Here is a 24,834-nt window from a genome sequence, read left to right as displayed (position 1 = left end):
TACGACAGAATTGGGAGGCTAGTATTGAAGCGCGCGAAATCTACGAAAGCCCGGACAATCGGACCCGAAGCGAGCGAAACGTGTTTTTTCATTTCTCCAATCGGCGATGAGAATTCTAACCAGCGCAAAAGATCCGACAATCTAATTGAGCATGTGATCGAAGTTGCATTGCAAGATTTTGATTTAACGTGTGTGCGCGCAGACCACATTGCTGCAGTTGGAATGATATCTCAACAAATACTGGAAAAAATTATCACTTCTGCGCTCGTAATTGCTGACCTCACCGATTTTAACGCCAACGTTTATTATGAGTTGGCAGTACGCCACGCACTAAACCTTCCTTGCGTCTTATTGATAGAAGAAGGACAACTTCCTCCGTTCGACATCAAAGATATGAGAGTGATCTCCTATAATCTTCAAGACATTTCCAAATTAAAGCCTGTCCAAAACGCGGTCAGGACTACAATAGACCATTCACTTAATGCCGAGATATCAGATAATCCTATTTCACTAGCTTTCAGACTAAATGAAATTTCTCATCGTCGATCAGCTGATGACAAGGGAAATCAGTTGCAAACTATAGCTAGCCATCTGCGTCAGATGAACGCTGTACTATCCCACGTTCGGGATGTTGTGGACTTTCAAAGTGAGTCAATGTTCGGCGAAATGAATATCGATGAGCTCCTGAGACAGAGTAACATGTCTCCTATTGAAGTCGCCTCGCAACTAGATTTAATTGATTCAGAGGTGATCAGAATACGTTCTATAGCACGCGTCCACCTTCCGAAAGAGCTGCAAGACACTTTTGACCGAAGATATCATTCCATTGTCCGCAGCTTGAAACTATTGAAAGAAGAGTTTCGCATAAATGATTAGATTCGACTAGTTCTTCCCGAACTTCCGGTCCCGTCCCGCCAACAACCGCAGGCGCAGCGCGTTCAGCTTGATGAAGCCTTCGGCATCTTTCTGGTCATAGGCGCCATGGTCGTCTTCGAAGGTAACGATGTCTTCCCGGTACAGAGAATAGGGGCTGGAGCGGCCGGTGAGATAGGCCTGGCCCTTGTAGAGTTTCAGCGTCACATCGCCGGTCACCCAGCGCTGGGAATGGTCGATGGCGGCCTGCAGCATTTCGCGCTCCGGGCTCCACCAGAAGCCGTTATAGATCAGCTCCGCATAGCGCGGCATCAACTCGTCCTTGAGGTGGGCGGCGCCCTTGTCGAGCGTGGCCTGTTCGATGCCGCGATGGGCTGTCAGCAGGATCGTGCCGCCCGGCGTCTCATAGATGCCGCGCGACTTCATGCCGACGAACCGGTTCTCGAGCAGGTCGAGGCGGCCAATGCCATGCTTCTTGCCATAGGCGTTCAGCGCGGTGAGCAGCGTGGCGGGCGACATGGCCTCGCCATTGATGGCAACGGCGTCGCCGCGTTCGAAACTGATCGTGATGGTCTCGGGCGTGTCCGGCGCCTCTTCGGGGCTGATCGTCCGCATGTGGACGAATTCCGGAGCGGGCTCTGCCGGGTCTTCCAGCACCTTGCCCTCGGAGGAGGAGTGAAGCAGGTTCGCATCGACGGAGAAGGGGGCCTCGCCGCGCTTGTCCTTGGTGATCTCGATGCCGTGCTGTTCGGCAAAGGCGAGCAGGTCGGTCCGGGACTTGAAATCCCAGTCGCGCCACGGGGCGATGACCTTGATGTCCGGGTTGAGGCCGTAATAGCCGAGCTCGAAACGGACCTGGTCATTGCCCTTGCCGGTGGCGCCATGGCAAACGGCATCGGCGCCGACCATGTCGGCAATCTCGATCTGGCGCTTGGAGATCAGCGGACGGGCAATCGACGTGCCGAGCAGGTAGACACCTTCATAGACGGCATTGGCGCGGAACATGGGGAAGACGAAATCGCGGACGAATTCCTCGCGGACATCCTCGATGAAGATGTTCTCGGGCTTCACGCCGGCGGCCAGCGCCTTGGCGCGGGCAGGCTCCAGTTCCTCGCCCTGTCCGAGGTCTGCGGTGAAGGTGACGACTTCCGCGCCGAATTCCGTCTGCAGCCATTTCAGGATGATCGATGTGTCCAGACCGCCGGAATAGGCGAGAACGACTTTTTTCGGAGCGGTTTTGGACATGAAACTGTACCTTCCTTGAGCACCTGCGGACTGGGCGCATGCCTTAAGGAGGAAAAACCGCGCTGACAAGCGAGACTCTTCGCGTCAGGGGATGGTTTGATCAGGGTTAACGCGATAAGCTGACGGCGTTAAGGTTAAAGTAGGTAGCCAGGGGTTAGACAGGGGTATGCTTGATACGCACCTGACAGATGGGCACGAGCCCGTTTCCGTCCTTCCAGACTCCCTTCGCCGTGCCGTGATCGACAGCGTGCATGGCCGCGAAACGCCGCCATTGGCGCGGCAGGCGCGCCTGCCCGAGGCCTCGTTCCGCGAGCGCCTCGAAGCGCGCCGGGCCGTGCGGCCGCAATCCACGCTGGCCATCGCGTCCGGTGTTCAGCATCCGCGTCTGGCGCGGGATGCCGCGCGCCGGGCCGCGCCGGTGCGTCCGGCCCGTCCGAAACGCCCGGTGGGCGCCGGGGATGAGCCACTGGCCGACCGGACGCCGCTGATGATGCGGGCCATGTCCTCGATGAGCGGCGCGCTGCCGGCGATCACCCTGTCCAACGGGTTGAGCCTTGGCGGCGACGGCCATGACGGGGATGATGGCAATGGCATGGGCGCGCGGATGGCGAAACTGTCCCAGCTGGCCTTTGCCGGACTGGCCGTGCTCGGCTTTGCCGGCCTGTCCGTCATGGCAGCCGACAATGCGCTGTCCGGCAGCGAGCCGGCTGATGGCGACGAGGATGCCGCCGCGGCCGAAACGCGCGCCGCGCTCGAGGCGGCCACCCGCCAGCGGATCACTGCCAGCCAGGCGTCTGCCTTGGCCATGGCCGATGCGTCCGCCCCTGTCGGCACCGGGACCCGGCCCTGGTTCGACTACAAGGCCATGGCCTTCGACATCGCCGCGCGCAAGGAAGCGCAGGATGCGGCCCAGCGCGCAGCCGATGCCGCCGCTTCGGCCGAGGCCGAGCGCCACGCCGTCGCCGCGATTGCGGAGGCGGAAGCCGGCAAGCTGGCCGAACAGCAGCGCCTGGACCGGTTGGCCGAGGCAACGCGGCTGGCAGATCTGGCCATCGAGAAGCGTCGCCTGGCCGAGGAAGAGGCCCGCCGCGTGGCCGAACAGGAAGCAATCCGTCTGGCCAATCTGCAGGCCGAACGCGAAGCGGCGGCTCGCGCCGAAGCGCTGCGGCTGGCGAACCTGGAAGCCCGGCGCATTGCACAGGCCGAAACGGAAGCCCGCAGGCTGGCCAATCTCGAAGCCGAACGCCGCGCCGAGGCGCGCCGCATTGCCGCTGCAGAAGTCCGCGCCCTGCGCACCGATGTGCGCCTGGCCTCTGCGGCAGACACGATCACCCTGCCCATGGCGCCGACACCGACGGTGAAGCCGCTCGTCAAGCAGCCGGTCATTGCCGCCGCGGTCAGCACGGTGGCCGCCCATGATGGTCCGGTGCCGGGCCCGGCCTCGTTGAAGCCGTCCCGGCCGCTGGTCCTTGTGGCCCAGGCCCCGGTACAGCGGGCAAGCCCGCCCTCGCTGAAGCCGAACGCGGCCCATGTCCGCAATTTTGACCGGCCACAGCCGGTGCAGCCTGCCTCCCAGCGGGTAGAGGATTTCGTGGCGGGGCGTGTGCAGAGCGCATCGGCCACGCCGGTGGATGCTGCAGCGCTCGAGGCGGTGCGGGCGGAGTTTCTGAGCGTGGTGAACACGGCGCTGGACGGCACCGTGTCCCTGATCGCCCTGCCGGACGGTACGCAGATGCAGGTGGCTGTCGAGCAGACCACGACCCGGACGGCGTATCGCCCGGTCGTGCGTCAGGTCAGCTATACGGTCAGCGAATACAGCGCTGTCCAGCGGTCTGTGGTGGCCGAGGGCGCCCGCAGTGTGGACCTGACCTGCCGGGACATGTCGTATGAAATTGCCGGGCGGGAGCGCGGCCGGTTTGCCGCCTGCGAATCCGGCAAGGGCGAATGGCTGATCTCGCGGGCCAGCGAGACCGGCGGTTCCACCATCTAGGCTCCGGCCCTGGCCATCCGCTTGTGATGGCGCCGGGCGCGTTTGACGAGATGTTTTTCAACGACGCGGAAATTCTTGCGGTGGGACCGGAAGAAGAAGTCGAACACATCCCCCGCCAGCGGAACGGAGCCGAGCAGCACATCGACCACCAGGTTCCAGATGATGTGGATATGCGCGGTGATCGGCAGTCTGTGGCGCGCTGCCGTGCCGAGCGCATACAGGCCCGCAACGCCGGTAATGGCATCTCCTGCGACCGGTACGAGGCCCAGGAGCGAGTCCAGCCCGAACGGGACCCCGGCAATCCGGAACCGCGTGTCCATCAAGTCTGAAAAGCGGTCGAACCCGGCAATTGCCTCGGCCACGGTCTGGCCATCAGGCAGGTTCAGGGTTTCGGCTTCTTCCCGGGTAATGTGCGTCGGCATGATATCTGTCCCCAATTCCTTTCCAACAGTGGCCCGATATTGCGCCCGGCGTCAAAGCCTGCTGAATGGCGCGCATGGATGACGTTTATGTCTACAAGCTCCTGACCGACGACCAGTGGCGTGCCGCCGAGGCCTCCGGGGTGACTGATGTGCCGCTCGACCGCGAGGATGGCTATGTCCATCTGTCCACGGCCGGGCAGGCGGGCGAGACGGCGGAAAAGTATTTTTCCGGGCTTGAGGGTGTGCGGCTCGTCCGCTTTCCCGTGGACCGGTTGCCGCCACTCAAATGGGAAACGAGCCGGGGCGGGCAATTGTTCCCGCACCTGTATGGCCGCCTCCAGATTGCCAAGGCGGATGCAGTCTGGCGTCTGGCACATGATGCCGCGGGCGTGCCGGTGATGCCGGAGGAGTTTGATGATGAGCCTGACTGATCTTGGCGTTGCTGCCGTGAAGATGCTGCCGCCGGAGGCAGCGCACACGACAACAATCCGGCTGCTGAAGGCCCGGCTCGGGGTGCCTCTGAACCCGCCGACGAGCCATCCCGTGCTGGCAGTGAAGCTGCCGAAATCCGGCCTTGCCCTGTCCGGTCCGGTGGGACTGGCGGCCGGGTTCGACAAGAATTGCGATGTGCCGACGGCGATGTCGAAATACGGGTTCGGCTTCATCGAGTGCGGCACCGTCACCCCGCGTCCCCAGTGCGGCAATCCCAAACCGCGCCTGTTCCGCCTCAGCGAGGACCGGGCCGTGATCAATCGGATGGGCTTCAACAATGCGGGGCTCGACAATTTCGTTTCGAACCTGAAGGCGTATGCCGGCTCGGTGCCTCTCGGCGCCAATGTCGGCGCGAACAAGGACAGTGATAACCGCATCGCCGACTATGTGACGGGCATGGAGGCGGTCGCATCCCATGCAGACTATATCACGATCAATATCTCGTCCCCCAACACGCCGGGCCTTCGCGGCCTGCAGGACAAGGCGTCGCTGGAAGCGCTGCTGACGGCATGTGGCGCCGCCTCACGAGATGACAAGCCGGTCTTCCTGAAAGTGGCGCCAGACCTCGACGCCGAAGCGATCCGGGATATCTGTCAGGTCGTGCGCGGGCCCGGCGCATGGCTGTCCGGGTTGATCGTCTCCAACACCACGCTGGCCCGTCCCGATACGCTGAAAAGTGCCGACCGGGATCAGGCGGGTGGGCTGTCCGGTGCCCCCTTGATGGGTCCGTCCACGGAAGTGCTGGCCGCGTTCGCCCGCGAGCTGAAAGGTGAGTTCGACCTGATCGGTGCCGGCGGGATTTCGAATGGCGCCGATGCCTATCGAAAGATCCGCGCCGGGGCGCATGCTGTGCAATTCTATTCCGCCATGGTCTATGAGGGGCCGGGTCTGGCTGAGCGGATCAATGCCGAGTTGGTGCGCCTGTTGCAGGCGGATGGGTTTATGTCGCTGGCAGAGGCGGTCGGGAAAGACCTTTGAACAGGCCCGGCACATAGGCGCCAAGGGCAGCGGCCCGGAACACATACATCATCAGGAAAGCGGCCCACACGCCCGTGTTTCCATAGGCCGGACGCAGGAGCAGGTCAGCGCCAACATAGAGCGCAGCGGAGATGAGGCCGGCATTGCGCAGGGCGCGGCCTTGAGTGGTACCGAGGAACAGGCCGTCCAGTTGCCAGGCCGCAATGCCAAGGAATGGCACTGCCGCACACCAGGGCAGATAGGCCAGTGCTGCGGCGCGCGCCTCCGGATCCCTGATGAAACTGTCGATGACCCAACCACCCCCGAGCAAGTAGGCGAGTGAGATCACGGCTCCCGATACAAGGGCGAACTCCGTGGTCAGGCGCATGGCGCGCCGCAATCGCTGACCATCCTGCGCGCCATAGGCTTCGCCGGCCTCCTTCTCCGCCACGAAGGCAAAGCCGTCGAGCACGAAGGCGGCTACCGTGATGAACTGGAGGAGGACTTCATTGCCCGCGGTCGCCGCGGTCGAGATCAAGGTGCCTGACCGGACGAACCAGGCAAAGCAGAAGACCAGGGCGAGCGTCCGTATCATGATGTCGCGATTGGCAGCGAACAGGGCGGCCAGTTTCCCGGGGTCGAGCAGGCGGGCATGACCCCGGAAGGCCGGCGCGACGAGGATCACGCCGAAAGCGAGCGCAAGCCATTCGGCGATCGCAGTGCCCGCGCCGATGCCGGCGGGGCCCCAGCCGAGGCGGGCGACAAACCACGCGTCCAGTCCCGCATTCGTGCCGTTCAGGACAATCTGGAAGGCGAGCATCTGACCGGTCTTGCCCGTGCCCAGCATCCAGCCGGTAACCGCCAGACCCATCAGATAGGCGGGCGCGCCCCAGATGCGGGCGTCGAAATAGCCCTTGGCGAGCGATTCGACGGACCGGGTGCCTTCGAAGGCGGCAAACGTGCCGAGTTTGAGCAGGGGAGACAGCGCGACAAGCGCGACGCCAATGGCCCCGCCGAGCAGCAAGGCCCTGAGCAGGATAGCGCGGGATTCGGCGGTATCGCCCTGGCCGCTCGCCTGAGCCGTCAGACCGGTCGTGGACATCCGGAGGAAACCGAAGCCCCAATAGATGAAGCTGTAGGCAACGGCGGCAATGGCGACAGCTGCGAGGTCTGTCTTGTCCCCGAACCGTCCCATGATCGCTGTATCCACGACGCCGGTCGTGGCTGTGGCAGCTTGCGCCAGAATGATCGGCACAGCGAGAGAGAAGACTTTGCCGCGGGTCAGCATTCTCGCCGATTAGCGTGTTTGCCGGACCGGGGCGAGCCTAATCGCTGTGCAGGGCTGTGTAGAGCGCCTGCGCTTCCGGAAGGGTGAGCAGGAGATAAAGCGGAAAGGCTCCGGTGATCAGGACCAGCACGACAGGGATGAAGCGCGCGGCGTCGGGCAGGCGCATTGTGTCCTGGATGGCCGAGATGATCACCAGGCCGAGCCCTGCCAGAGCCAGCCCGGCGAATGTGTCGCTGGGCCAGTGGGCTCCGAGATAGACGCGGGACACGGCAACCATGACAGCGAGCAGGGCGAATGCGGCGGCGATCATACGGCCCGGCAGCTTTCGGAATACCGAGAGGGCAAGCAGCGCCAGCGCGCCATAGATCAGCGCTGCGTTGGTGGCATGTCCGCTCGGAAAGCTGAAGGATTCGACGCCGCCATACAGATCCACAGTCGGGCGGGGGCGGGCGATGGTGAGCTTCAGAAGTTTCACGATCAGAGGCATCGTTGCGAAGGCGACGCCGAACAGGATGGCTTCCCGCCAGGCCCGGGCCGCCAGAAGGGCGAAGACGGTCACACTGGCGACGAAGATCAGAAAGCGGGAATCTCCCAGTGCGGTGACGGCCAGCATCAGCAGGTTGAGAGATTCCGATCGCAGTCCGGGCACGGCATCGGTGATGGCGCGGTCGAATGCGTCCAGAGGCCAGAGGCCGGCCTCACCTGAGGCAAGTCCGGCAAAGACGAGCAGGCAGACGCCTGCAAGGCTCCAGTATTTCGGGGGAAAATGCATGAGGTTTCAATGCCCCATGCGTCTTCCGGTTCCAAGTATCAGCGGCGGTTCATCACCATCTGGAAGATGTCGTCCATCGCATTGCCGTCTCCATCGGCATCGAGCAGGCCACCCAGCATGCCCATGGCGCCGGATTGTGGCTGTGACTTGGAGCCGCCGCCCAACAGGCCGCCGATCAGTCCGCCAAGGCCGGCCTGGGCCGGTTGCGGCTGCTGACCGCTGAGCATGCCGGCGAGGGCGCCAGCCATGTCGGGCTTCCTGGTCTGTTTCGACAGGGACGCCATGGCCATGGAGGCCACCATCGGCAGCACCGACTTCAGAACCTGTTCGCTGAGGCCTGTTTTCTGCGCGGCCTGCGCGGCAACGGCGCGACTTGTGTCCTTCGAGCCAAGCAGATGACCGAGAATGGCATTCCCGTCGGCGATGGATTCCGGTTTGCCGAGCGTTTCCGGCTGGTCCAGATACTGTTCGTGATGTCCATTCTGCAGGGCACCCAACAGGGATTGCAGCCCGCCCGGCTGTTGCACATTGCGCTGCAATCCGCCCGCAATCGCTGGTAGCAGCGCCTTGATGGCCGCTTGCGCCATGTCCGGCTGCAAGCCCGTTTGCTGCCCCACTTGTTGAACGGCAGCTCCATTATTGGTCTGCGTCAGCATGTCGAAAAGATTGATACCAGCCATTCCCACCTCCGTTCGGCTTAACATGGATCAGGGGGTAACAATCGTTTGTTGAACCGAACATGACTGAGCTGCGGGAAATGTCAGTTCCGCAGCGGTGACAGGATCAGACCGGATCGCGGGCGCGGAAGATTTCCTCATCCAGTTCGCCTTCCCACTTCGCCACGGCCGTCGCGACGGTGAGGTCTCCGGTGACGTTGGTGACCGTGCGCATCATGTCGAGGATCCGGTCGAAGGGGAACAAGACCGCGATGATGATGACGATCTGTTCCGGCGTTGCACCGATCACGCTGAGTGTGGTGGCGGCCAGGAACAGGCTGACGGACGGGATGCCCGCCGTGCCGATCGAAACCAGCGTCGCCATCAGGATGATGGTGAGATACATGCCCGGTGTCATGGCCGTGCCCATGGCCTGGGCCGCGAACAGGGCGATCACGCCCTGATAAAGCGCTGTGCCATCCATGTTGATGGTGGCGCCAAGAGGCAGGACCGACGAGGCCACCGGCTTGCCGATGCCGAGATTTTCCCTGGCGCACGAAATGGTCATGGGCAGGGTGGCGTTGGAAGACGAGGTGGAGAAGGCCACTGCCTGCGCATCCACCGCGCCACGGAAGAATTGCAGCAGCGGCAGGCGCAGCACGCCCCGGACGATGAGGCCATACGTGATCAGGATATGGAGAATGCAGGCAAGATAGTGCGTCAGGGTCAGCTTGCCGAGGAAGACGAGAATGTCGAGCCCGCGCTCGCCCAGCACCCAGGCCATCAGGGCAAACACGCCGAACGGAGCCGTTTCCATGACGATCAGGGTCAGCTTCATAACGGCTTCGGCCGCGCTGTTGATGACATTGGCCAGCGGCTTGCCGGCTTCGCCTGTCATCAGGATGCCAATGCCGAGCATGATCGAGAAGAAGATGATCTGCAGCACGTCGCCATTTGTCAGTGCCGCGACGGGATTGGTCGGGATGATCGAGAGCAGCGTATTCATCAATTGCTCGCCGACACTGCCGGGTTGCGGGTTGGCGTCGAGCCGGGCCTTGGCTTCGGCGATGTCCGCGGCCGACGCGATGGACAGGTCAAAGCCGGCCCCGGGCTGGATCAGCGTGCCCATCAGCAGGCCGAAGCTGACCGCGATGACCGTTGTGCCCATGTACATCATGAGGGCCCGGCCGCCGAGACTGCCGAGTTTCTTCGGGTCGCCCATCGCCAGCACACCGGACAGGAGCGTGGTGAAGATGAGCGGAACGACCAGCATCTTGATGAGGTTGATGAAGGCATCGCCAATGGGCTTGGCCCAGGCTGTCACATTGGCGGTTGCCGCTTCGGCGCCGAGTCCGTACCGCAGACCGAGGCCAACCAGAGCGCCAAGGACAAGCCCTGCAATCACCCGTTGCCAGAGATCGATGCCAAACCACCATTTCATGAGCTGCCTCCTGCCCCGTTGAGCCGCAGACGGTAGGCCGCGCCGCGTACGAAAGCAATTGTACGGCGTGTATTCCTGCAGCTTGCCAGCGCGCAGGGGAAGCGCCTATCAGGCAAGGGTGAATTCCGCGCTTGCCTCCCTGCCCATCGATGATGTGCTGGCCGATGTCCGGTCCGGTCTGCGGATCGGCAACCGGCTGATTCTGGCGGCGCCACCCGGCGCAGGCAAGACCACCCGAATTCCTCTCGCCCTTTCCGGGCTTCTGGGCGAGACGCCGGTGATACAGGGCAGGATTTTGATGCTGGAACCGAGGCGGATCGCCGCCCGCATGGCCGCGCAGCAGATGGCTCGCTCCCTGGGTGAGCCGCTGGGCCGGACAATCGGTCTGACGACCCGGGTGGATCGCAAGGTGTCCGATGCGACGCGGGTGGAAGTGATCACCGACGGCCTGTTCACGCGGCGCATCCTGTCGGATCCGGAACTGAATGGGATCGGTGCAGTGATCTTCGACGAATTCCACGAGCGTGGTCTGAATTCGGACCTGGGACTCACTTTGGCGATGGAGACGCAGGACGTTCTCCGGGACGATCTCCGCATTCTGATCATGTCGGCGACGCTCGATACGGAGAAGGTGTCGAATGTCCTCGGCGCGCCGGTGATTGAAAGCCAGGGGCGGCAATATCCGGTCGAGACCCGGTATCTGGGGCGGTCACGGGACCGGATCGAAGACCGGATGGCGGCGGCGGTGCGCAAGGCACTGCGCGAGGAGGAGGGCTCCATTCTGGCCTTCCTGCCAGGCGCGCGGGAAATCAGGCGGGCGGCCGAACTTCTGGAGGGTCTTCCTCCGGAGGTTCACATTGCGCCACTATTCGGGGCGATGGCCCCCGCTGAACAGGATGCGGCGGTTGCGCCATCGCCGGAAGGGCTGCGCAAGATCGTTCTGGCGACGGATATCGCGGAAAGCGCGCTGACCATTGAGGGCGTACGGATTGTCATCGACTCCGGCCTGTCACGCGTAGCGGAAGACGCTGCAGGCGGGCTCGGCACGCGCTTGTCCACGGTGACAGCGTCGCGGGCCTCGGTCGATCAGCGCAGGGGCCGGGCCGGACGCTTGGCACCGGGCGTCTGCTATCGGTTATGGGACGAAGCGGCGACGCGCGGCCTGATGCCTGCGCCGGTGCCGGAAATCCTGAAAAGCGATCTGTCCGGCCTCGTGCTGTCGCTGGCCGAATGGGGCGAGCGCGATGCGTTGCGACTGACCTGGATGGATGCGCCGCCGATCGGACGGTTGAAGGCGGCGCAGGCGCTCTTGCGGACGCTTGGCGCGCTGGACGCGGAGGGCGTCCTCACTCCGCTTGGCTCGGAAATGGCGCGGCTGCCCTTGCCCCCACGGCTTGGTGCGCTTGTCGCCGGAGCGCCCACCCCGGCAGAGCGCGCCCTTGCGGCAGAGGTTGCTGCGCTGGCCGGGGAGCGCGGCATGGGGGGAAATTCGCCGGACTTGCGTGATCGGCTGGCGGGATTTCGCAAGGATGGTTCGCCACGGGCGCGCAGCCTGAAAGCCCAGGCGAAAAGCTGGGGGCAGGGGGCTGCGCCGGGCGGAGACCTCGCAGGATTGCTGGCACGTGCCTGGCCGGACCAGATCGCCCGAAAACGCCCCGGCAGTGCGGGCAGTTATCTGATGGCGTCGGGCCGGGCCGCCATGGTCCCGGAGACCGAAGCGTTGGCAAAGGCCGATTGGCTTGTAATCGCTGATCTCGGCGGAGCTGCACGTGAAGCGCGTATCTCATTGGCGGTGCCGATAGCGGAGAAGGAGGCTCTCGACGCGGGCGGTGTCGTGTCTGAAGACCGGGCGAGTTTCGATCCGAAGACGGGGAAGTTCGCCGCGCGCCGCGTCAAGGCGCTGGGGGCGATCATTCTATCGGAAAGCCCCTTGCCGAAACCCGGCCCGGCCGTGGCGGCGCGGGCGATGCTGGAGGCGATCAGGGAAAGCGGGTTTGCAGCGATCAGCGCCGAGCATGTGGTGCGGGAGACGCTGGCACGGATTGCCATGCTGGAGCAGGCAGGCTGCATCGAGGCGGCGGGTCGGGATGAAGCCAGCTTGGTCGCCACGGCAGAGGACTGGCTGTTGCCGTTGCTGAAAAGGAAGGGCGCGCGAGTGCCGGCCAGCCACGAAGTGCGCGAAGCGTTGATCACGTCGCTGGACTGGACGGTTCAGGAGGCGCTTCGTAACGACGCTCCGCTCAGCCTGTCCCTGCCATCGGGCCAGTCGGCTCAGGTGGATTATCTGGATGACCGTGCACCGCTGGTTTCAGCGCGGGCGCAGGCCTTTTATGGCCTGAGCGACCATCCGAAACTGGCCGCCGGCCGGGTGCCGGTAACTGTGGAAATGCTCTCGCCCGGCATGAAGCCGGTGGCGACAACACAGGATCTTGGCCGGTTCTGGGGGGCCGGATACCAGGACATGGCCAAAGACATGCGGGGGCGCTACCCCAAGCATGACTGGCCGGCTGATCCGGCCGCGGCCAGGGCACATGAGGGGCGGACGAAGAAAAGATTGTGAGGAACCGGGCGCGGCAGGCGGCGTTTCTGTGGGCATAGTCACTTACGGAGACCAAGATGAAATTCGCCAGCCTGACCCTGATATCCGCCTCGACGGCGGCCCTGGCAGCGCAGGCCGACCTGCCGCCTCCGCCGCAGGCTCCGGTGGTTCATGATCCCGTGCCGGCCCAGTGCGTTACCGAAGAATTCACCATCTATTTCGAGCGTGACGTCACACAAATCGGCGATCAGGCCGAAGCCATGCTGGATGCCGTGGCGGAGGATGCTGCGCAGTGCGACTATTTCCGCATCGAGGTCGCCGGCCATGCAGATGCGACCGGGCCGGAAGCCTTGAACCGGAAAGTGTCGCAGGATCGCGCGGAATCCGTGATCCTCGCGCTCAAGGCCCGGGATTTTTCGGCCGAACAGATCAGTGTAATGCCGAAAGGTGAGGCACGCGCCTATGCCGCAAATGGCGTGGTTGAGCCCCTGAACCGCAAGGCGACCGTGCGGCTTGTGCCGGTCTCCGCGTCGCGGGACTCCTGATCCTGAACTAGTGCGGGCGGCTCGATGGCGGGTCGCCCCATTCCATGCCCATATTCTTCTTCATCCAGTCTGCGAACGTCGCGGGCTTTTCCATGGTGCGGGGATCAAGTGAGCCGAAGGCGACCAGCGGTCCATCCCGGCTTTCAAGGCGTACACCCTTCACGCGCTGGGTGCCCTCGGTCCAGTCGGCATGGGTCGACGGGTCCAGGAGCAGCATGACCTGCTCGCCGCCGCTGCCGTCGGGCGCGCGTCCGAACACGAGGCCGTAGACCTTTTCCCGACCGAACAGGCCGTGGCTGGAGGCTTGGCGTTTGCCGTCGAGAAGGACTTCGTCCCAGAGCAGGTTTCGGCGCCATTGCAGGACATGCATGCGATCATCCTTGACGATCTTGATGTCGACATGGTGCAGCGACAGGCGAACAATCTCAGCGTGCATCGGCAATCTCCATATATCGAAAAACGATAATGCCAAAGGGGCGCTCCGTCAAGGCGTCTGGAACGGGCAGGGGGACTGAAACACCATGCGGTCACCGGTGTAGGGGTGGGTGAAGGTCAGCGAGGCCGCATGCAGGTGCAGTCGGCGAACGTGGCGGCGGGCTGCTAGGGGTGCATACAAATCATCGCCGAGGATCGCGTGGCCACATTCTGCCATATGAACCCGCAGCTGATGCGACCGCCCGGTAAGTGGAACCAGCCTGACGCGACTTGTGGCGGCGTGGCGCGCCAGTACGTCATAGCGGGTCTGGCTGGGTTTGCCGGACTCGTGATCCACTTTCTGGCGGGGCCTGTTCGGCCAGTCCGTGATCAATGGCAGGTCGATGAGACCGGCCTCTCTGTCCGGACTGCCCCAGATGTCGGCCAGATAGGTTTTCTCCACCGCGCCCTGCTCGAACAGGCGGGACAGGGCCCGCTGGACGTCCTTCGAACGGGCAAACAGCAACAGGCCGCTGGTCGCCATGTCCAGCCGGTGGACTGTGAGGGCATCAGGCCAGATCTCCTGGACTCGCGACCGCGCGCAATCTGCCTTGTCTGGCCCCCGACCCGGCACAGACAGGAGGCCGGTCGGCTTGTCCACGACGATCAGCCAGTCATCCGCATATATGTGCGCAGGACCATCTGGCGGAGGGTTGTATGGGGGCGAGGACACGTAGAATCTGCTCCATCGGAACCAGTCCCGCGGCTGCACGTTTGGAACGGGACGCCTTCAATCTGGGGGCTGACTGATAAAGGAGATACGGAAATGAAAAAGCCTCTTATTGCAATTCTGTTCGGATTGGGTGCGTTTGGTCTGGCTGCCTGCGACACGAATGAAGGTCCGGCCGAGGAGCTGGGTGAAGAGATCGATGATGCCGCGGACGAAATCGAAGACGAGACCAACTAGACCCGGTCTGAAAGATGCTCAAAAGCCAGCCCGTCGGGCTGGCTTTTTTTGTGGGCGGTATTGAAGCACTTGCTCAACTTGATCGGGCGGGACCGGACATGTCGGCTTTCTGGCGGTCGAGATCACGCGCGTCGGCAAAGGATTGGGCGTCAAGATCAATGACATCGACAATCTCGCGTGTTCCAGGATTGAACAGCGCGATCCTGTGACCGAATCGCACCGTCTGAAGGCTTTCTGTCTTCAGAGGGGATTCCAGGATGATCGGGAATTCAGCGCTGGTTGCCGGGATTTCAACCGGCAGGATCATGCCCGGCACGATGGCATCCTCCAGGGGAGATCTGCTGAGGCAGATGCCTCGCTTCTCGATCCCGATCTCACAGGTTCGGCCCTGGAGGGTGAAGTCCCGATCATAGATCTCATAGTCTGCCGCCTGAAAGTGATCGACCGGTGTGACGTCCGGGCGCGGCAGGCTGGGCTGCAGTATAACGGCCAGTCCTGCGGCGGCGGCTGCGCCAGTGGAAACAAATGCAGAAACAAGGGTCTCGGGGGTCATGGGGTCCATCCGTTTGTCTGATGAACCAATGCTTTGGGCGGGGCTTGGTTCCCCCGATCGTGTCAGCCTTGTGGCGGAAGTGTGAGGCGGAAACTGGACCCGTCTGGACCGGTTTCGAATAGGACGAGGTCTCCACCCATGGATTGGGCAAGCTCTCGTGCAATCACCAGTCCGAGACCTGTGCCCGATTGCCGCGATGAGCCGGCAAAGGGCGTGAACAGGTTCTGTGCCGCTTTCTCCGGCAGGCCAGGGCCGGTATCATTGAAGTGCACCTCATTCATCTCCAGGCTGACGAATATGCGGGAAGGGTCCGAACCGGCGGCCGACATGGCCTCGGCCGCATTGCGGATCAGGTTCGCCGCGATCCGGTGGAGGTGATCAGGGTCTGCCATGACGTGATCCATCATGTGGACATTGTTGACGAATTCGACGGAAGGCCAGGCGGCAAGGGCTTCATCCGCCGCTTCATCCAGCGCCTGCCGCAGATCGACCCGTTCAAGTTCGGCGGGTTGGGGCATCGCCTTGCCATAGTCCAGTGTCTCGGTCGCCAGCGTGATGGCGCGTGTCAGGGCGCGCTCCAGTCTTGGAGCAGCCTTCTGTACACGTGCATCATCCGAACGTGCCAGCGTGTCGGAGACAAGTTGAGCGGACGCAAGCGAGTTGCGCAGGTCGTGGTTGATCTTGGCAACTGCGGTGCCGAGTTCGGCGAGATGGGCGCGTTGACGAAAACTCTCTGCGACGGCGCTTTCCATATCGGCCAGCGCATTCTGGGCCCGTCCGATTTCATCCCGCCTGCCGGTATGGGGCAGGCGCCTCGTCCAGGAGCCTGGATCCATGCGAAACTGCTCGACGCTCAGGGTGACCCGCTGCATCGGCCGCACCACCAGAAGATGGAGCAGGACATAGATGATGCTCGCCGCCGCCAGGGCGATCAGCACGGACAGGCCCGCAATCCGCCGGGCATAGGCCAGCAGGTCTGCCTTCATCGGGGCCTGTGGCAACAGGACTTCGATGACCCGGCCGGGTTCGGTGCCTTCAGCGGTGACGACCAGAATTCGGTCATCCGGCGCGAAGAACGCCGCGAACGTATTGGCCACGCGGCTGGCCACGCTGGTCTCTCTCAGATCAAGCGCATGCATGCCACCATTGAGCGGCATTTGCGGTGGCAGGAGTTGGAACCGCATCTCGTCTGCCATCTCCAATTCGGCGACGCCCCAGACTTCCGCATTGTCCAGGAGCCGGGCTGACAATTCCTCGGAAACCGACCGGCCAGGCGAGGCTTCCAGGGCCAGGGAGGCAATACGGGCGGCCTCGACGCGCTCTGTGAGCCATGCGGTACGCCGGCCAGACGCGCTGGGCACGAAGATGAAGGCCTCGACCACGAGAATGGACAGGATGGTGAGGCCGAACAGGCGGAATGACAGGCTGTCGAACCAGCGCGCCCCGGCGCGGGTTGTATCAGGGGCCGGCAGGGACGGGTCAGCGGTGTCGTTCACACCGCCTGACCTACCCTAGGGAATGCGCTGGAGCAAGCTGACCAGCAGCCTGGCGCTCTTGCCGAATACGACGTCCGTGAATTGGGCGTTCGCTGCCCGTTTCACCCCTTCGGCCCGGGTCGGGTAGGGTGAGATGAAATTGGTAAGGTCCTTGACGCCCAGCCCGTTCGACATGGCCACGGAGACAAGCTGGATCAGGTCACCGGCATCCTTGCCGACGATGGATGCTCCGAGCAGCTTGCCCTTGCGCACGATCAGCTTCACTTCGCCCTCTGTGTCGGCTTCTGCAATCGCGCGATCGCTCTCCTCGAACCGGAAGCTGGGCGTGGAAATATCATCGCCATGTCTCTCGCGGGCCTCGGCCTCGGTAAGTCCCAGCTGGGCGACTTCCGGCGACGTGTAGGTGACTGCCGGAACTGGCAGGCTGTCAGCCTTTGTGCCCTGCTTGAAGAAGGCGCGGCGGGTGAAGACCGAGGCGTGCCAACCCGCGATATGGGTGAATTGTTCGCGTCCAGCGGCGTCGCCCAGTGCCCAGACCTTGGGATTGGATTTCGAGCGGAGCGTGTCACCGACAATGATGCCCTTGCGGTCATGGTCGACATTACCGGCCTCGAGGTCCATGCCGTCGAATACGGTCTCACGACCGACCGCGACAAGAAGGTGCGAGCCTTCGACGGTCCAGGCTTCGCCGTCCTTCGGTTCTGTATGAACGCGGAGTGTCTGGCCGTCCTGTTCCACTTTCGTGGCTTTGTAGCCTTCCAGCAGCGTAACCCCTTCGGCCCGCAGGGCCTCGATGGCGATTTCGGCATGGGCACGGTCGGCCCGGCCAAGGGCCTTGCCCATTTCGATCACGGTGACCTTGGCGCCGAGGCGGACAAAGGCCTGCGCCATTTCCATTCCGATCGGGCCGCCGCCGAGGATGACGAGATGGTCCGGGAAATCCGGCAGGTCGAATATGGTTTCATTCGTCAGATAGGGAACAGTTGCGAGTCCCTCGATGGGAGGAATGAAGGCGCGCGACCCCGTGGCTATGATGATGCGGCGGGCTTTCACCCGCGTGGTCGGAGACACGATCATGTCGGGCCCTGCGAATTTCGCATGTTCACGAATGACCGTGCAGCCAAGCCCTTCGAACCGTTCCTGGCTGTCGACCGGGGCGATTGTTGCGATGGAGGTGCGCACATGCAGTTTCACCTTTTCCCAGTCCACACGCGGCGGAGCGGTTTCCACGCCAAATTTCGCAGCCTCGCGGATATGGGCGGCCGCCTTGGCGGCGCTGAGCAGGGCCTTGGACGGGACGCAGCCTGTATTCAGGCAGTCGCCACCCATTTCGCCCTTCTCGTAAAGAACTACGGACAGGCCGAGCTGTGCCGCGCCGGCAGCGGCCGAAAGACCGGCCGAGCCTGCACCGATCACAACAAGGTCAGCCTTCATTTCCCGCATTGGCGCAGTGCCAGCTGCATGCGGTGCCGGGGAGGTGGCGATCCGGTCCGGATCAGAAGAGCCGGCGAGCGGGGCGCGGGCATTGGGGTTGGCAAGGTCGGACATCAGGCGGCCTCTTCAATCTGGTTGGCTTTTTTCGGGAAGAATTTCTTCCATGCAACGGGCAACAGGGACACAACGCCCAGGGCGATGGCAGCGGGCAACAGGTTCTGGAACACCGATGCAAGGTCCGGGTCCTCACCCCGGGCAAAGGTCGCTCCCAGGCCTGCTCCCACCCAAGTATACGCGATAACGCCGGGAATGATCCCGAGCGCGGTTGTAACCGCATAGTCGCGATACTTGGCTCCGAGAATGGCTGGCAGGATATTGGCGACCGGAAAGGGCAGGGCGGGAATGAACCGCATGGCGAACATGTAGGCCATCGGACTGTCCTGGAATTCGGACCGCACCTTGTCTGCATAGCCGCTGGCCACCTTGCGGACAAAGCCGCCCAGCGAGGTCCTTGCCGCCAGGAAGAGGAGGCTCGCGCCGAGTGTCGCGCCGATCACGGTCGCAATGGTGCCGCCGGCGAGACCGAACAGGAAGCCGCCAGTGATGGTGATCCACAGCGCGCCGGGAATCATGAAGACGGTGGTTGCGGTGTAGACCCCTATATAGGCGGCAATGGCGAGGATCAGATTATCCTCGACAAAGGCTCGCAGGCTGGCCTGCTGCTGGCGAAGCGTCTCCAGCGAGAGATAGTCGAACAGGCCCAGCGCCCAAGCCGCGATGAGGCCGCCGGCAATCAGGTAGAGCGGCCAGAGCCGGAGCCAGAGCGGGCGCGAAGGGGAAGGTGCAGGATCAGTCATTGGGCAGGGTCCGTCCGGGTGTCGTTGAGCGACCAGTCGTAGTCATAGCCGCGGATTCTCGGTGTGGCGCGAATTTTCTCGGCAAGGTCGGGTTCTGCATGGTCAAGCAAATGGGCGACGACGCCCTGCCTTGATCCCCCGAAGTCAGCCTGGAACCATTTGTAGATGGAGGAAACCGTCAGTCCCCTGGAGGTGGCCCGCACGCCCCGGGGATGGTTGATGTAGGCGCGGGCAGCCGCGTCCAGGTCGGCATCCAGTGTGTCGGCGGCCCAGGCGCGGCGCATCAGGTTCGGGCAGCCATGAGAGGCACAATTGACGGCATAATGGACGCGCGGATCCCGGAAGCGGGGGCGCAGGATATCATGCTCGATCGCATCCAGACTGACTTCCTGCCCGCCGGCCATGACCGTGACCTGTTTCCAGGGTCCGCCAAAGAGATAGCCGTCCCGGATGGAATCGATGGGGTAGCGTGACAGGATATGGCGTATCGTGACCGCATTGTAGAGATTGGCCCAGGCCGCGAACTCGACGTCGCCGCTGCCTGAAAGGTCTCGCGCGGCGAAGCTGTTGATATAGGCGTCAAGCGCGGCGCGATCCTGCGCGCTGGCCGCCAGCCCGGCATAATCAACGCGGTTCACACCGTCTGCGCTCTCATGGACATGCGTGGCGAGCAGACGGGACCATACAGCGTCGGTTTCGGCCGTGCCGGGCAGGGCAATCAGGAAGCTGGCGGCGAGCGCGGCCAACAGGCATCTGGTGGCAAGGAGGCGGGGCATGGCGGGTCGGTCCTGTGGGCAGGGTAGTCTGGAACACCCACATAGTCCGGTCATGCCCGGAAATCCCGTCACGTCTGCGTGCGCGTCGCTGACAGGCGCGTGATCCGGGCGTCAGCGACTGCCCGCGCTGGCCTGTCCATCCAGTTCCATCCAGTCCCGGAACGGCAGATTGTAGGCCATGTCCATGACCTCGAATCCGATGCCGTTCGGGCGGCGGGAACTCGAATTCCAGAGAATGACCACGCCTGTGTCGCGCTCCGGATCGAACAGGATGTAGGACCGATACCCCTCCACGGCGCCGCGATGGCCGACCACGCGATAGCCGGGTTCGCCATATTTGTAGACACGCCAGCCAAGTGCATAGCGGGCGTCCCGCACGGTGCCGCGATAGCGCCGGGACATGCCAGCCTGTTCCCGGCGCGTATAGACGCGGGGGGCCTGAAGCATTTCGAGCGCGGTATCGCTCAGCACGTCCGGCACAAGACCCATATGGGCGCGGGCATAGAGGGCGAGGTCCCGGATCGAGCCGTTTACGCCGCCGGCGGCGGGCACGCGATAATAGTCGTCATTGACGATCTTCTTGCGGGGCGGGCCGGCGTCCCGGCTCCGTTTGGTGTGCGGTCGCGCCCAGGATGACGCGTTTTCGAGCCCCGCCCGGCCGATGCTGGCTGTTACCATGCCGATCGGCTTGAACACGGAATGCTCCACCGCGTCCGCGTAGCGCGATTGGGTCACCTCCTCGATCACTTCGGCGATGCTGTCATAGGCAACATTCTGATAGGTGTGGCAGTCGCCCACCGGACAGATGGCCTTCAGTGAGCGCAGGCTGGTGCGGATTTTGGCAGGATCCCAGCCGTCTTCCAGTCGTGTATCATAGGCATTCGGCAGAATGCCCAGCCGGTGCGACAGGACATCCTCGAGTGTCGCATGCGCTTCACCGCCGTTCGGCAGGCGCAACGTGGTCGCATATTTCGAGACCGGGTCGGACAGGTTCAGCCGGGCTTCAGTGGCCAGGATCGCGACTTCGGTGGCCGCGACGCCTTTTGACAGGGAGGCCCAGCGGAAGACGGTCTCGTCGGTGACGGGCTCTCCTCCCAGTTCCGTCACGCCATATCCCCTGGCGAAGGCGATCTCGCCGCGGTCGATCACGGCCACCGACAGGCCGACAATGTCCTCATCTGCGGCCAGCCGGTTGAGCCGGGCATCGAGGCGCGCATAATCAATGGTCTGGGAAAAGGCCGGGAGCAGCAGTCCGGACAGGACGAGAAGGCAGGGAAGAAGGAAGCGTGGAAGCCGCATGACACCTCTCTGGTATGGTCTGTTCCCCGCCGCCCGGCGCAGGGTTCACAAAGCCGGGCGGGATTGTAAAGAGTGCAGCGCCGAATGAGTCACATATATTCGGTTTCGGCTGCCCCTCCGGCTTGACTTCGGGGCGGTGCTGCCTGTATTGGCCCCTCTTTCCGAGATTCTTAGCTTTCAGAGCAGACACATGAAACGCACATTCCAGCCCAGCAATCTTCGCCGCAAGCGTACGCACGGTTTTCGCGAGCGCATGTCGACCAAGAATGGCCGCAAGGTGCTGGCACGTCGCCGCGCCAAGGGCCGCAAGACGCTGTCCGCCTAAGGCGGCAGGCCAGGGGCTGTCTCTGTCGGAGGCGGCAAGGGCCATGACGCGCGAGACATCCAGGTCCGAAATTGAGGTCGTACGCCTGCGCGTACGGCCTCAATTCGTTTTTGTCCGCCATGGCAGGACCGAGAAGCGCAAGGCATTGCTGGTGCAGGCCCGCCGGCGCAAGGGTGACGCCCCGGGCGCGCATGTCGGTGCCGGCTTCACGGCGACCAAAAAGATTGGCAATGCGGTGACGCGTAATCGGGCCAAGCGGCGCCTGCGGGAGGCAGCGCGTGTTCTCTTGCCGCAGCTGGGCAAACCGGGCTGGGATTATGTGTTCATAGCCCGTATGGAAACCGCTGACATTGCGTGGCCGCGTTTGCTTGACGATATGGAAAGCGCGCTGATAAGCCTCGCCGCTGATTAACCCCACCTGCCGCCGAGACCGGCGCGCTGACTAGATTGCCGGGATCCCGACAGATGGAAAAAGAAGACCAGCGCAATTTTCTGATCGCCATGGTCGCCATGATTGCCTTCGTATTCGCCTATCAGGCCTTCATCATGAAGCCAGCGCAGGAAGAGTTTGAAGCCAATCAGGCCGTTCGCGAGGCCGAACAGCAGACGGGACCGACGGTGACATCCGATGCGCCCGCGATCGCCGAAATCAAGCCGGTGCAGGAAGCGCTTCAGGTTGATGCGCGCGTTCCCTTCGATGCGGCGTCCGTCGATGGTTCGATCCGTCTGGCGGGTTCGCGGATCGACGATCTCAGCCTGAAGAAGCATTACCTGACCGTCGACAAGAAACAGGAAGTGCGCCTGTTCCGTCCTGAGAATTCCGAGTTCGGCTATTTTGCAACCTGGTACTGGGCCGATGGCTCGAAACTCGTCGCCGGCCGCAATTCGAACTGGACGCAGGTCGGGGAAGGGCAACTGACGCCCGGCAACCCGCTCATTCTGCGCCTCGAGTCCGAAGGCCTGGTCATCGACCGCGAAATCTCCGTTGATGAGGATTACCTGTTCACCTTCACCGATACGGTGACGAACAATTCCGGAGAGTCTCGCGAAGTGCGCGCCATCGGTTCGATCGAGCGTCATGGCGACTATAAGGAATTCCTTGAAACGACGGACCCCGGTTCGTCGTCCAAAGGCAGCCTCGCGCATATGGGCCTGATGGGGGTCGTTGATGGCGAGTTGCGCCTGAAGAAATACAAGCCGCTGTTCCAGTTGAAGGATATCAAGGGCGAGACCAGTGAGGGCACGTTCCCGTCAAATCAGGGCGGCTGGTGGGGCCTGTCCGACATGTACTGGCTGGGCGCGCTGGTGCCACAGCAGGACGCGTTCTTTGCCGGCCTTGTCGACAAGCGCAAATTGTCGCGCGGCGGGCCTCTGGAAGTGCGCACCGAGTCCGCTCCGGTCACGCTTGCGCCGGGTGAAAGCCAGACGGTTTCCAACAGCCTCTATGCTGGCGCAAAACGGTTTGAAGTGCTGCAACACTATCAAAATGATCTCGGCGTTCCGCGTATGGTGGATGCGATCGACTGGGGCTGGGCCTTCTTCCTGACCAAGCCCTTCTTCTATGCGCTGGAATGGCTGTCCGGTATTGTGGGGTCGTTCGGCTGGGCGATCCTGGCGTTCACGGTCCTCGTCAAGCTGCCGCTCGTGCCGCTCTACAATCAGAGCTACAAATCGATGGCAAAGATGAAGAAGCTGCAGGAGCCGATGCAGGAGATCCGCGAGCGCTTCAAGGCCGATCCGCAACGCCAGCAGCAGGAGATCATGAAACTCTACAAGCAGGAGGGCGCCAACCCCGTCGGCGGCTGCCTGCCGATCCTGTTCACGATTCCGATTTTCTATGCGCTCTACAAGACGCTCTACGTGACCATCGAGATGCGTCACGCCTCCTTCGGCTTCCTGAAGGACCTTTCGGCGCCCGACCCAACCGCAATTGGCAACCTGTTCGGCCTTATCCCGTTCTGGTCGGCGGCGGACATCAAATCCATCCCGATCCTCGGCATTATTATTGGTATCGGCATTCTGCCGATCCTGTATGGCGTGACCATGGCAGCGATCCAGACGCTGAGCCCGCCGCCGCCGGACCCGACCCAGCGCCGCATCATCCAGGCCATGCCGCTGGTTTTCATGTTTGTCTTCGGCGGATTTGCGGCCGGCCTCGTGATGTACTGGGTGTGGTCGAACATCCTGTCCTTCGCGCAGCAATACTTCATCATGCGCCGGAATGGCGTCGAGACCGAGATCGGCAAGTTCGTGAAACGGCTGTTCGGCGGCAAGGCGAAAGCGACGGATTAGCGGGATGGATATGGATGGCGGCTTCAGTGAAGAGGCGCTCGAAGCTGGCCGCATCCTGTTTGCCGGCCCGGTCGAGTTCGTCAAAGGCGTGGTGGACCTGAAGGGCCTGCCGCCGTCCGACCGGTCGGAAGTCTGCTTTGCCGGGCGGTCGAATGTCGGCAAGTCCTCGCTGATCAACGCACTGACCAACCGGGCTAAACTGGCACGGTCGTCCGCAGAGCCCGGACGTACGCGAGAACTGAACTATTTCGATCTTGGCGAAGGCCGCATGTACCTCGTGGACCTGCCGGGTTTTGGCTATGCTAAGGTCAGCCGGACACAGGCCGAAGGCTGGATGCGGCTGACCCGGTCCTATCTGCGTGGGCGTCCCTCGCTGCGTCGTGTGTTCCTGCTGGTCGATGCACGGCGCGGACTGATGGACACCGACGAGGAAGTCATGACCATGCTCGACAAGGCTGCGGTCACCTATCAGGTCGTGCTCACCAAGGTCGACAAGATGAAGAAGGCTGAGGTCGACATACTGGCCGGAAAGATCGCCGACAGGCTGAAGAAGCGCGGCGCGGCGCATCCGGTCGTGCGCCAGACATCGTCTGAAAAGGGGTGGGGCATCGCTGAATTGCGGGCCGAGATTGCCAGTCTGGAATAGTTAATCGAATTGGGATTACATGCGCGCCGGATGAATTTTTTGGAGCGCATGACCCTATGCCGATCGAGATCAAGGTGGATGATGTTTCCAGCCCGGACATGCTGGCCCTGTTACAGGTTCATGCGGATCTGATGCTGTCCCTGTCACCGCCCGGAAGCTGCCACTTCCTGCCGGCGGAAGGCTTGCGGTCTCCGGACGTGACCGTGTGGTCGATGTGGGATGACCGGAGCCTGGTTGGCTGTGGGGCCTTGAAGGATCTGTCGGATGGCACCGGCGAAGTGAAATCCATGCATACGAAGTCGGACCTTCGCGGACAGGGGTATGGCCGCCGGATGCTGGAGCACATCATGATGGAAGCCGGGCGGCGGAACTACTCGGCCCTGTATCTGGAAACCGGGTCCATGGTCGGCTTCTTGCCGGCGCGCCGGATCTATGAATCCTATGGCTTCCGGTATTGCGGGCCGTTCGGCGATTATGCGCTCGACCCGAACAGCGTCTTCATGCATCGCCCGCTATAGGATTCGCAGTTTGTCCTGACGTCAAACCGCGCTAAGG

The 24,834-nt window shown here is 62.8% G+C and carries 26 protein-coding genes; 12 read left to right on the top strand and 14 right to left on the bottom strand.

Annotated elements, in window-relative coordinates; all coding sequences use genetic code 11:
* Nucleotides 1–24: 24 nt before the first annotated feature.
* Complete coding sequence (locus HF955_RS05485; RefSeq protein ID WP_291078555.1) at nucleotides 25–876, top strand: hypothetical protein; 852 nt, start codon at nucleotides 25–27, stop codon at nucleotides 874–876.
* A gap of 6 nt (nucleotides 877–882) precedes the next feature.
* Here HF955_RS05485 and HF955_RS05480 read toward each other — a convergent pair whose 3' ends face one another.
* Complete coding sequence (locus tag HF955_RS05480; RefSeq protein WP_291078553.1) at nucleotides 883–2,118, bottom strand: argininosuccinate synthase; 1,236 nt, start codon at nucleotides 2,116–2,118, stop codon at nucleotides 883–885.
* 166 nt (nucleotides 2,119–2,284) lie between these two features.
* Between HF955_RS05480 and HF955_RS05475 the strand changes: the two genes are divergently transcribed.
* Complete coding sequence (locus HF955_RS05475) at nucleotides 2,285–4,108, top strand: hypothetical protein (protein WP_291078551.1); 1,824 nt, start codon at nucleotides 2,285–2,287, stop codon at nucleotides 4,106–4,108.
* On the opposite strand, the gene HF955_RS05470 is transcribed toward HF955_RS05475, so the two are convergent.
* Nucleotides 4,105–4,530, bottom strand: coding sequence for a DUF4112 domain-containing protein (locus HF955_RS05470; protein ID WP_291078550.1), 426 nt, complete (start codon nucleotides 4,528–4,530; stop codon nucleotides 4,105–4,107). The two genes, HF955_RS05475 and HF955_RS05470, sit on opposite strands and share 4 nt — an antisense overlap.
* Before the next feature lie 74 nt (nucleotides 4,531–4,604).
* On the opposite strand from HF955_RS05470, the gene HF955_RS05465 reads away from it, so the two are divergent.
* Nucleotides 4,605–4,961 carry a DUF952 domain-containing protein gene (locus HF955_RS05465; protein ID WP_291078549.1) on the top strand — a complete coding sequence of 119 codons (357 nt, stop codon included), beginning with the start codon at nucleotides 4,605–4,607 and terminating at the stop codon, nucleotides 4,959–4,961.
* Nucleotides 4,948–6,000, top strand: a complete 1,053-nt coding sequence (locus HF955_RS05460; protein WP_291078548.1) for a quinone-dependent dihydroorotate dehydrogenase — start codon at nucleotides 4,948–4,950, stop codon at nucleotides 5,998–6,000. The genes HF955_RS05465 and HF955_RS05460 overlap by 14 nt, the downstream gene beginning before the upstream one ends.
* Here the strand turns inward: HF955_RS05460 and HF955_RS05455 are convergent.
* From HF955_RS05455 to HF955_RS05440, 4 genes are all read right to left on the bottom strand, one after another.
* Entirely contained in the window at nucleotides 5,963–7,267 is a 1,305-nt protein-coding gene (locus tag HF955_RS05455) for an MATE family efflux transporter (RefSeq protein WP_291078547.1), read from the bottom strand. The two genes, HF955_RS05460 and HF955_RS05455, sit on opposite strands and share 38 nt — an antisense overlap.
* Nucleotides 7,268–7,304: 37 nt before the next feature.
* Nucleotides 7,305–8,039, bottom strand: coding sequence for a phosphatase PAP2 family protein (locus HF955_RS05450; protein ID WP_291078546.1), 735 nt, complete (start codon nucleotides 8,037–8,039; stop codon nucleotides 7,305–7,307).
* 38 nt (nucleotides 8,040–8,077) lie between these two features.
* On the bottom strand, nucleotides 8,078–8,719 hold the full coding sequence (locus tag HF955_RS05445; protein ID WP_291078545.1) for a DUF937 domain-containing protein: 642 nt from the start codon (nucleotides 8,717–8,719) through the stop codon (nucleotides 8,078–8,080).
* A 103-nt stretch (nucleotides 8,720–8,822) separates the two neighbouring features.
* Nucleotides 8,823–10,136, bottom strand: coding sequence for a dicarboxylate/amino acid:cation symporter (locus HF955_RS05440; protein WP_027839753.1), 1,314 nt, complete (start codon nucleotides 10,134–10,136; stop codon nucleotides 8,823–8,825).
* Between the two features lie 118 nt (nucleotides 10,137–10,254).
* Here HF955_RS05440 and hrpB point away from each other — a divergent pair, with 118 nt between their 5' ends.
* Both hrpB and HF955_RS05430 read left to right on the top strand, forming a co-directional pair.
* Complete coding sequence (hrpB, locus tag HF955_RS05435; RefSeq protein WP_291078544.1) at nucleotides 10,255–12,696, top strand: ATP-dependent helicase HrpB; 2,442 nt, start codon at nucleotides 10,255–10,257, stop codon at nucleotides 12,694–12,696.
* Between the two features lie 56 nt (nucleotides 12,697–12,752).
* Nucleotides 12,753–13,220 (top strand): OmpA family protein, encoded by a 468-nt coding sequence (locus HF955_RS05430; protein ID WP_291078543.1) that lies wholly within the window; start codon nucleotides 12,753–12,755, stop codon nucleotides 13,218–13,220.
* A 7-nt stretch (nucleotides 13,221–13,227) separates the two neighbouring features.
* On the opposite strand, the gene HF955_RS05425 is transcribed toward HF955_RS05430, so the two are convergent.
* Nucleotides 13,228–13,656 carry a hypothetical protein gene (locus tag HF955_RS05425; protein WP_027839756.1) on the bottom strand — a complete coding sequence of 143 codons (429 nt, stop codon included), beginning with the start codon at nucleotides 13,654–13,656 and terminating at the stop codon, nucleotides 13,228–13,230.
* A gap of 48 nt (nucleotides 13,657–13,704) precedes the next feature.
* Nucleotides 13,705–14,367, bottom strand: coding sequence for a pseudouridine synthase (locus tag HF955_RS05420; RefSeq protein WP_291078542.1), 663 nt, complete (start codon nucleotides 14,365–14,367; stop codon nucleotides 13,705–13,707).
* A gap of 93 nt (nucleotides 14,368–14,460) precedes the next feature.
* On the opposite strand from HF955_RS05420, the gene HF955_RS05415 reads away from it, so the two are divergent.
* Nucleotides 14,461–14,601: a hypothetical protein gene (locus tag HF955_RS05415; protein ID WP_291078541.1), complete on the top strand. Its 141-nt coding sequence runs from the start codon at nucleotides 14,461–14,463 to the stop codon at nucleotides 14,599–14,601.
* Between the two features lie 73 nt (nucleotides 14,602–14,674).
* Here the strand turns inward: HF955_RS05415 and HF955_RS05410 are convergent, their stop codons facing one another.
* The 6 genes from HF955_RS05410 to HF955_RS05385 all read right to left on the bottom strand — a co-directional run bounded on the left by HF955_RS05410 (nucleotide 14,675) and on the right by HF955_RS05385 (nucleotide 21,016).
* Nucleotides 14,675–15,154, bottom strand: a complete 480-nt coding sequence (locus HF955_RS05410) for a hypothetical protein (RefSeq protein WP_291078540.1) — start codon at nucleotides 15,152–15,154, stop codon at nucleotides 14,675–14,677.
* A gap of 62 nt (nucleotides 15,155–15,216) precedes the next feature.
* Nucleotides 15,217–16,650 (bottom strand): HAMP domain-containing sensor histidine kinase, encoded by a 1,434-nt coding sequence (locus tag HF955_RS05405; protein WP_291078538.1) that lies wholly within the window; start codon nucleotides 16,648–16,650, stop codon nucleotides 15,217–15,219.
* Between the two features lie 15 nt (nucleotides 16,651–16,665).
* Nucleotides 16,666–18,198 carry an FAD-dependent oxidoreductase gene (locus tag HF955_RS05400; RefSeq protein WP_291078536.1) on the bottom strand — a complete coding sequence of 511 codons (1,533 nt, stop codon included), beginning with the start codon at nucleotides 18,196–18,198 and terminating at the stop codon, nucleotides 16,666–16,668.
* Nucleotides 18,198–18,941 (bottom strand): VTT domain-containing protein, encoded by a 744-nt coding sequence (locus tag HF955_RS05395; protein ID WP_291078534.1) that lies wholly within the window; start codon nucleotides 18,939–18,941, stop codon nucleotides 18,198–18,200. Before HF955_RS05395 ends, HF955_RS05400 begins: the two co-directional genes overlap by 1 nt.
* Nucleotides 18,938–19,717, bottom strand: a complete 780-nt coding sequence (locus HF955_RS05390; RefSeq protein ID WP_291078533.1) for a DUF547 domain-containing protein — start codon at nucleotides 19,715–19,717, stop codon at nucleotides 18,938–18,940. The genes HF955_RS05395 and HF955_RS05390 overlap by 4 nt, the downstream gene beginning before the upstream one ends.
* Before the next feature lie 111 nt (nucleotides 19,718–19,828).
* On the bottom strand, nucleotides 19,829–21,016 hold the full coding sequence (locus tag HF955_RS05385; RefSeq protein WP_291078531.1) for a serine hydrolase: 1,188 nt from the start codon (nucleotides 21,014–21,016) through the stop codon (nucleotides 19,829–19,831).
* A gap of 190 nt (nucleotides 21,017–21,206) precedes the next feature.
* On the opposite strand from HF955_RS05385, the gene rpmH reads away from it, so the two are divergent.
* From rpmH to HF955_RS05360, 5 genes are read left to right on the top strand one after another with little or no spacing between them, the layout of a single operon-like run.
* Complete coding sequence (rpmH, locus tag HF955_RS05380; protein ID WP_027839762.1) at nucleotides 21,207–21,341, top strand: 50S ribosomal protein L34; 135 nt, start codon at nucleotides 21,207–21,209, stop codon at nucleotides 21,339–21,341.
* Nucleotides 21,342–21,384: 43 nt separating this feature from the next.
* A complete protein-coding gene (rnpA, locus tag HF955_RS05375; RefSeq protein ID WP_291078528.1) occupies nucleotides 21,385–21,753 on the top strand; it encodes a ribonuclease P protein component in 369 nt (122 codons plus the stop codon).
* Between the two features lie 53 nt (nucleotides 21,754–21,806).
* On the top strand, nucleotides 21,807–23,633 hold the full coding sequence (gene yidC, locus HF955_RS05370; protein ID WP_291078527.1) for a membrane protein insertase YidC: 1,827 nt from the start codon (nucleotides 21,807–21,809) through the stop codon (nucleotides 23,631–23,633).
* A 4-nt stretch (nucleotides 23,634–23,637) separates the two neighbouring features.
* Nucleotides 23,638–24,279: a ribosome biogenesis GTP-binding protein YihA/YsxC gene (gene yihA / locus HF955_RS05365; protein WP_291078525.1), complete on the top strand. Its 642-nt coding sequence runs from the start codon at nucleotides 23,638–23,640 to the stop codon at nucleotides 24,277–24,279.
* 56 nt (nucleotides 24,280–24,335) lie between these two features.
* Nucleotides 24,336–24,797 carry a GNAT family N-acetyltransferase gene (locus HF955_RS05360; RefSeq protein ID WP_291078523.1) on the top strand — a complete coding sequence of 154 codons (462 nt, stop codon included), beginning with the start codon at nucleotides 24,336–24,338 and terminating at the stop codon, nucleotides 24,795–24,797.
* The last annotated feature ends 37 nt before the right edge of the window (nucleotides 24,798–24,834 follow it).

Origin of the sequence: Hyphomonas sp. (genome assembly GCF_017792385.1) — a bacterium.
Lineage (GTDB): Bacteria > Pseudomonadota > Alphaproteobacteria > Caulobacterales > Hyphomonadaceae > Hyphomonas.
Note: the sequence above shows the minus strand (reverse complement) of the source record. Positions and strands in the feature narration are given on the sequence as shown.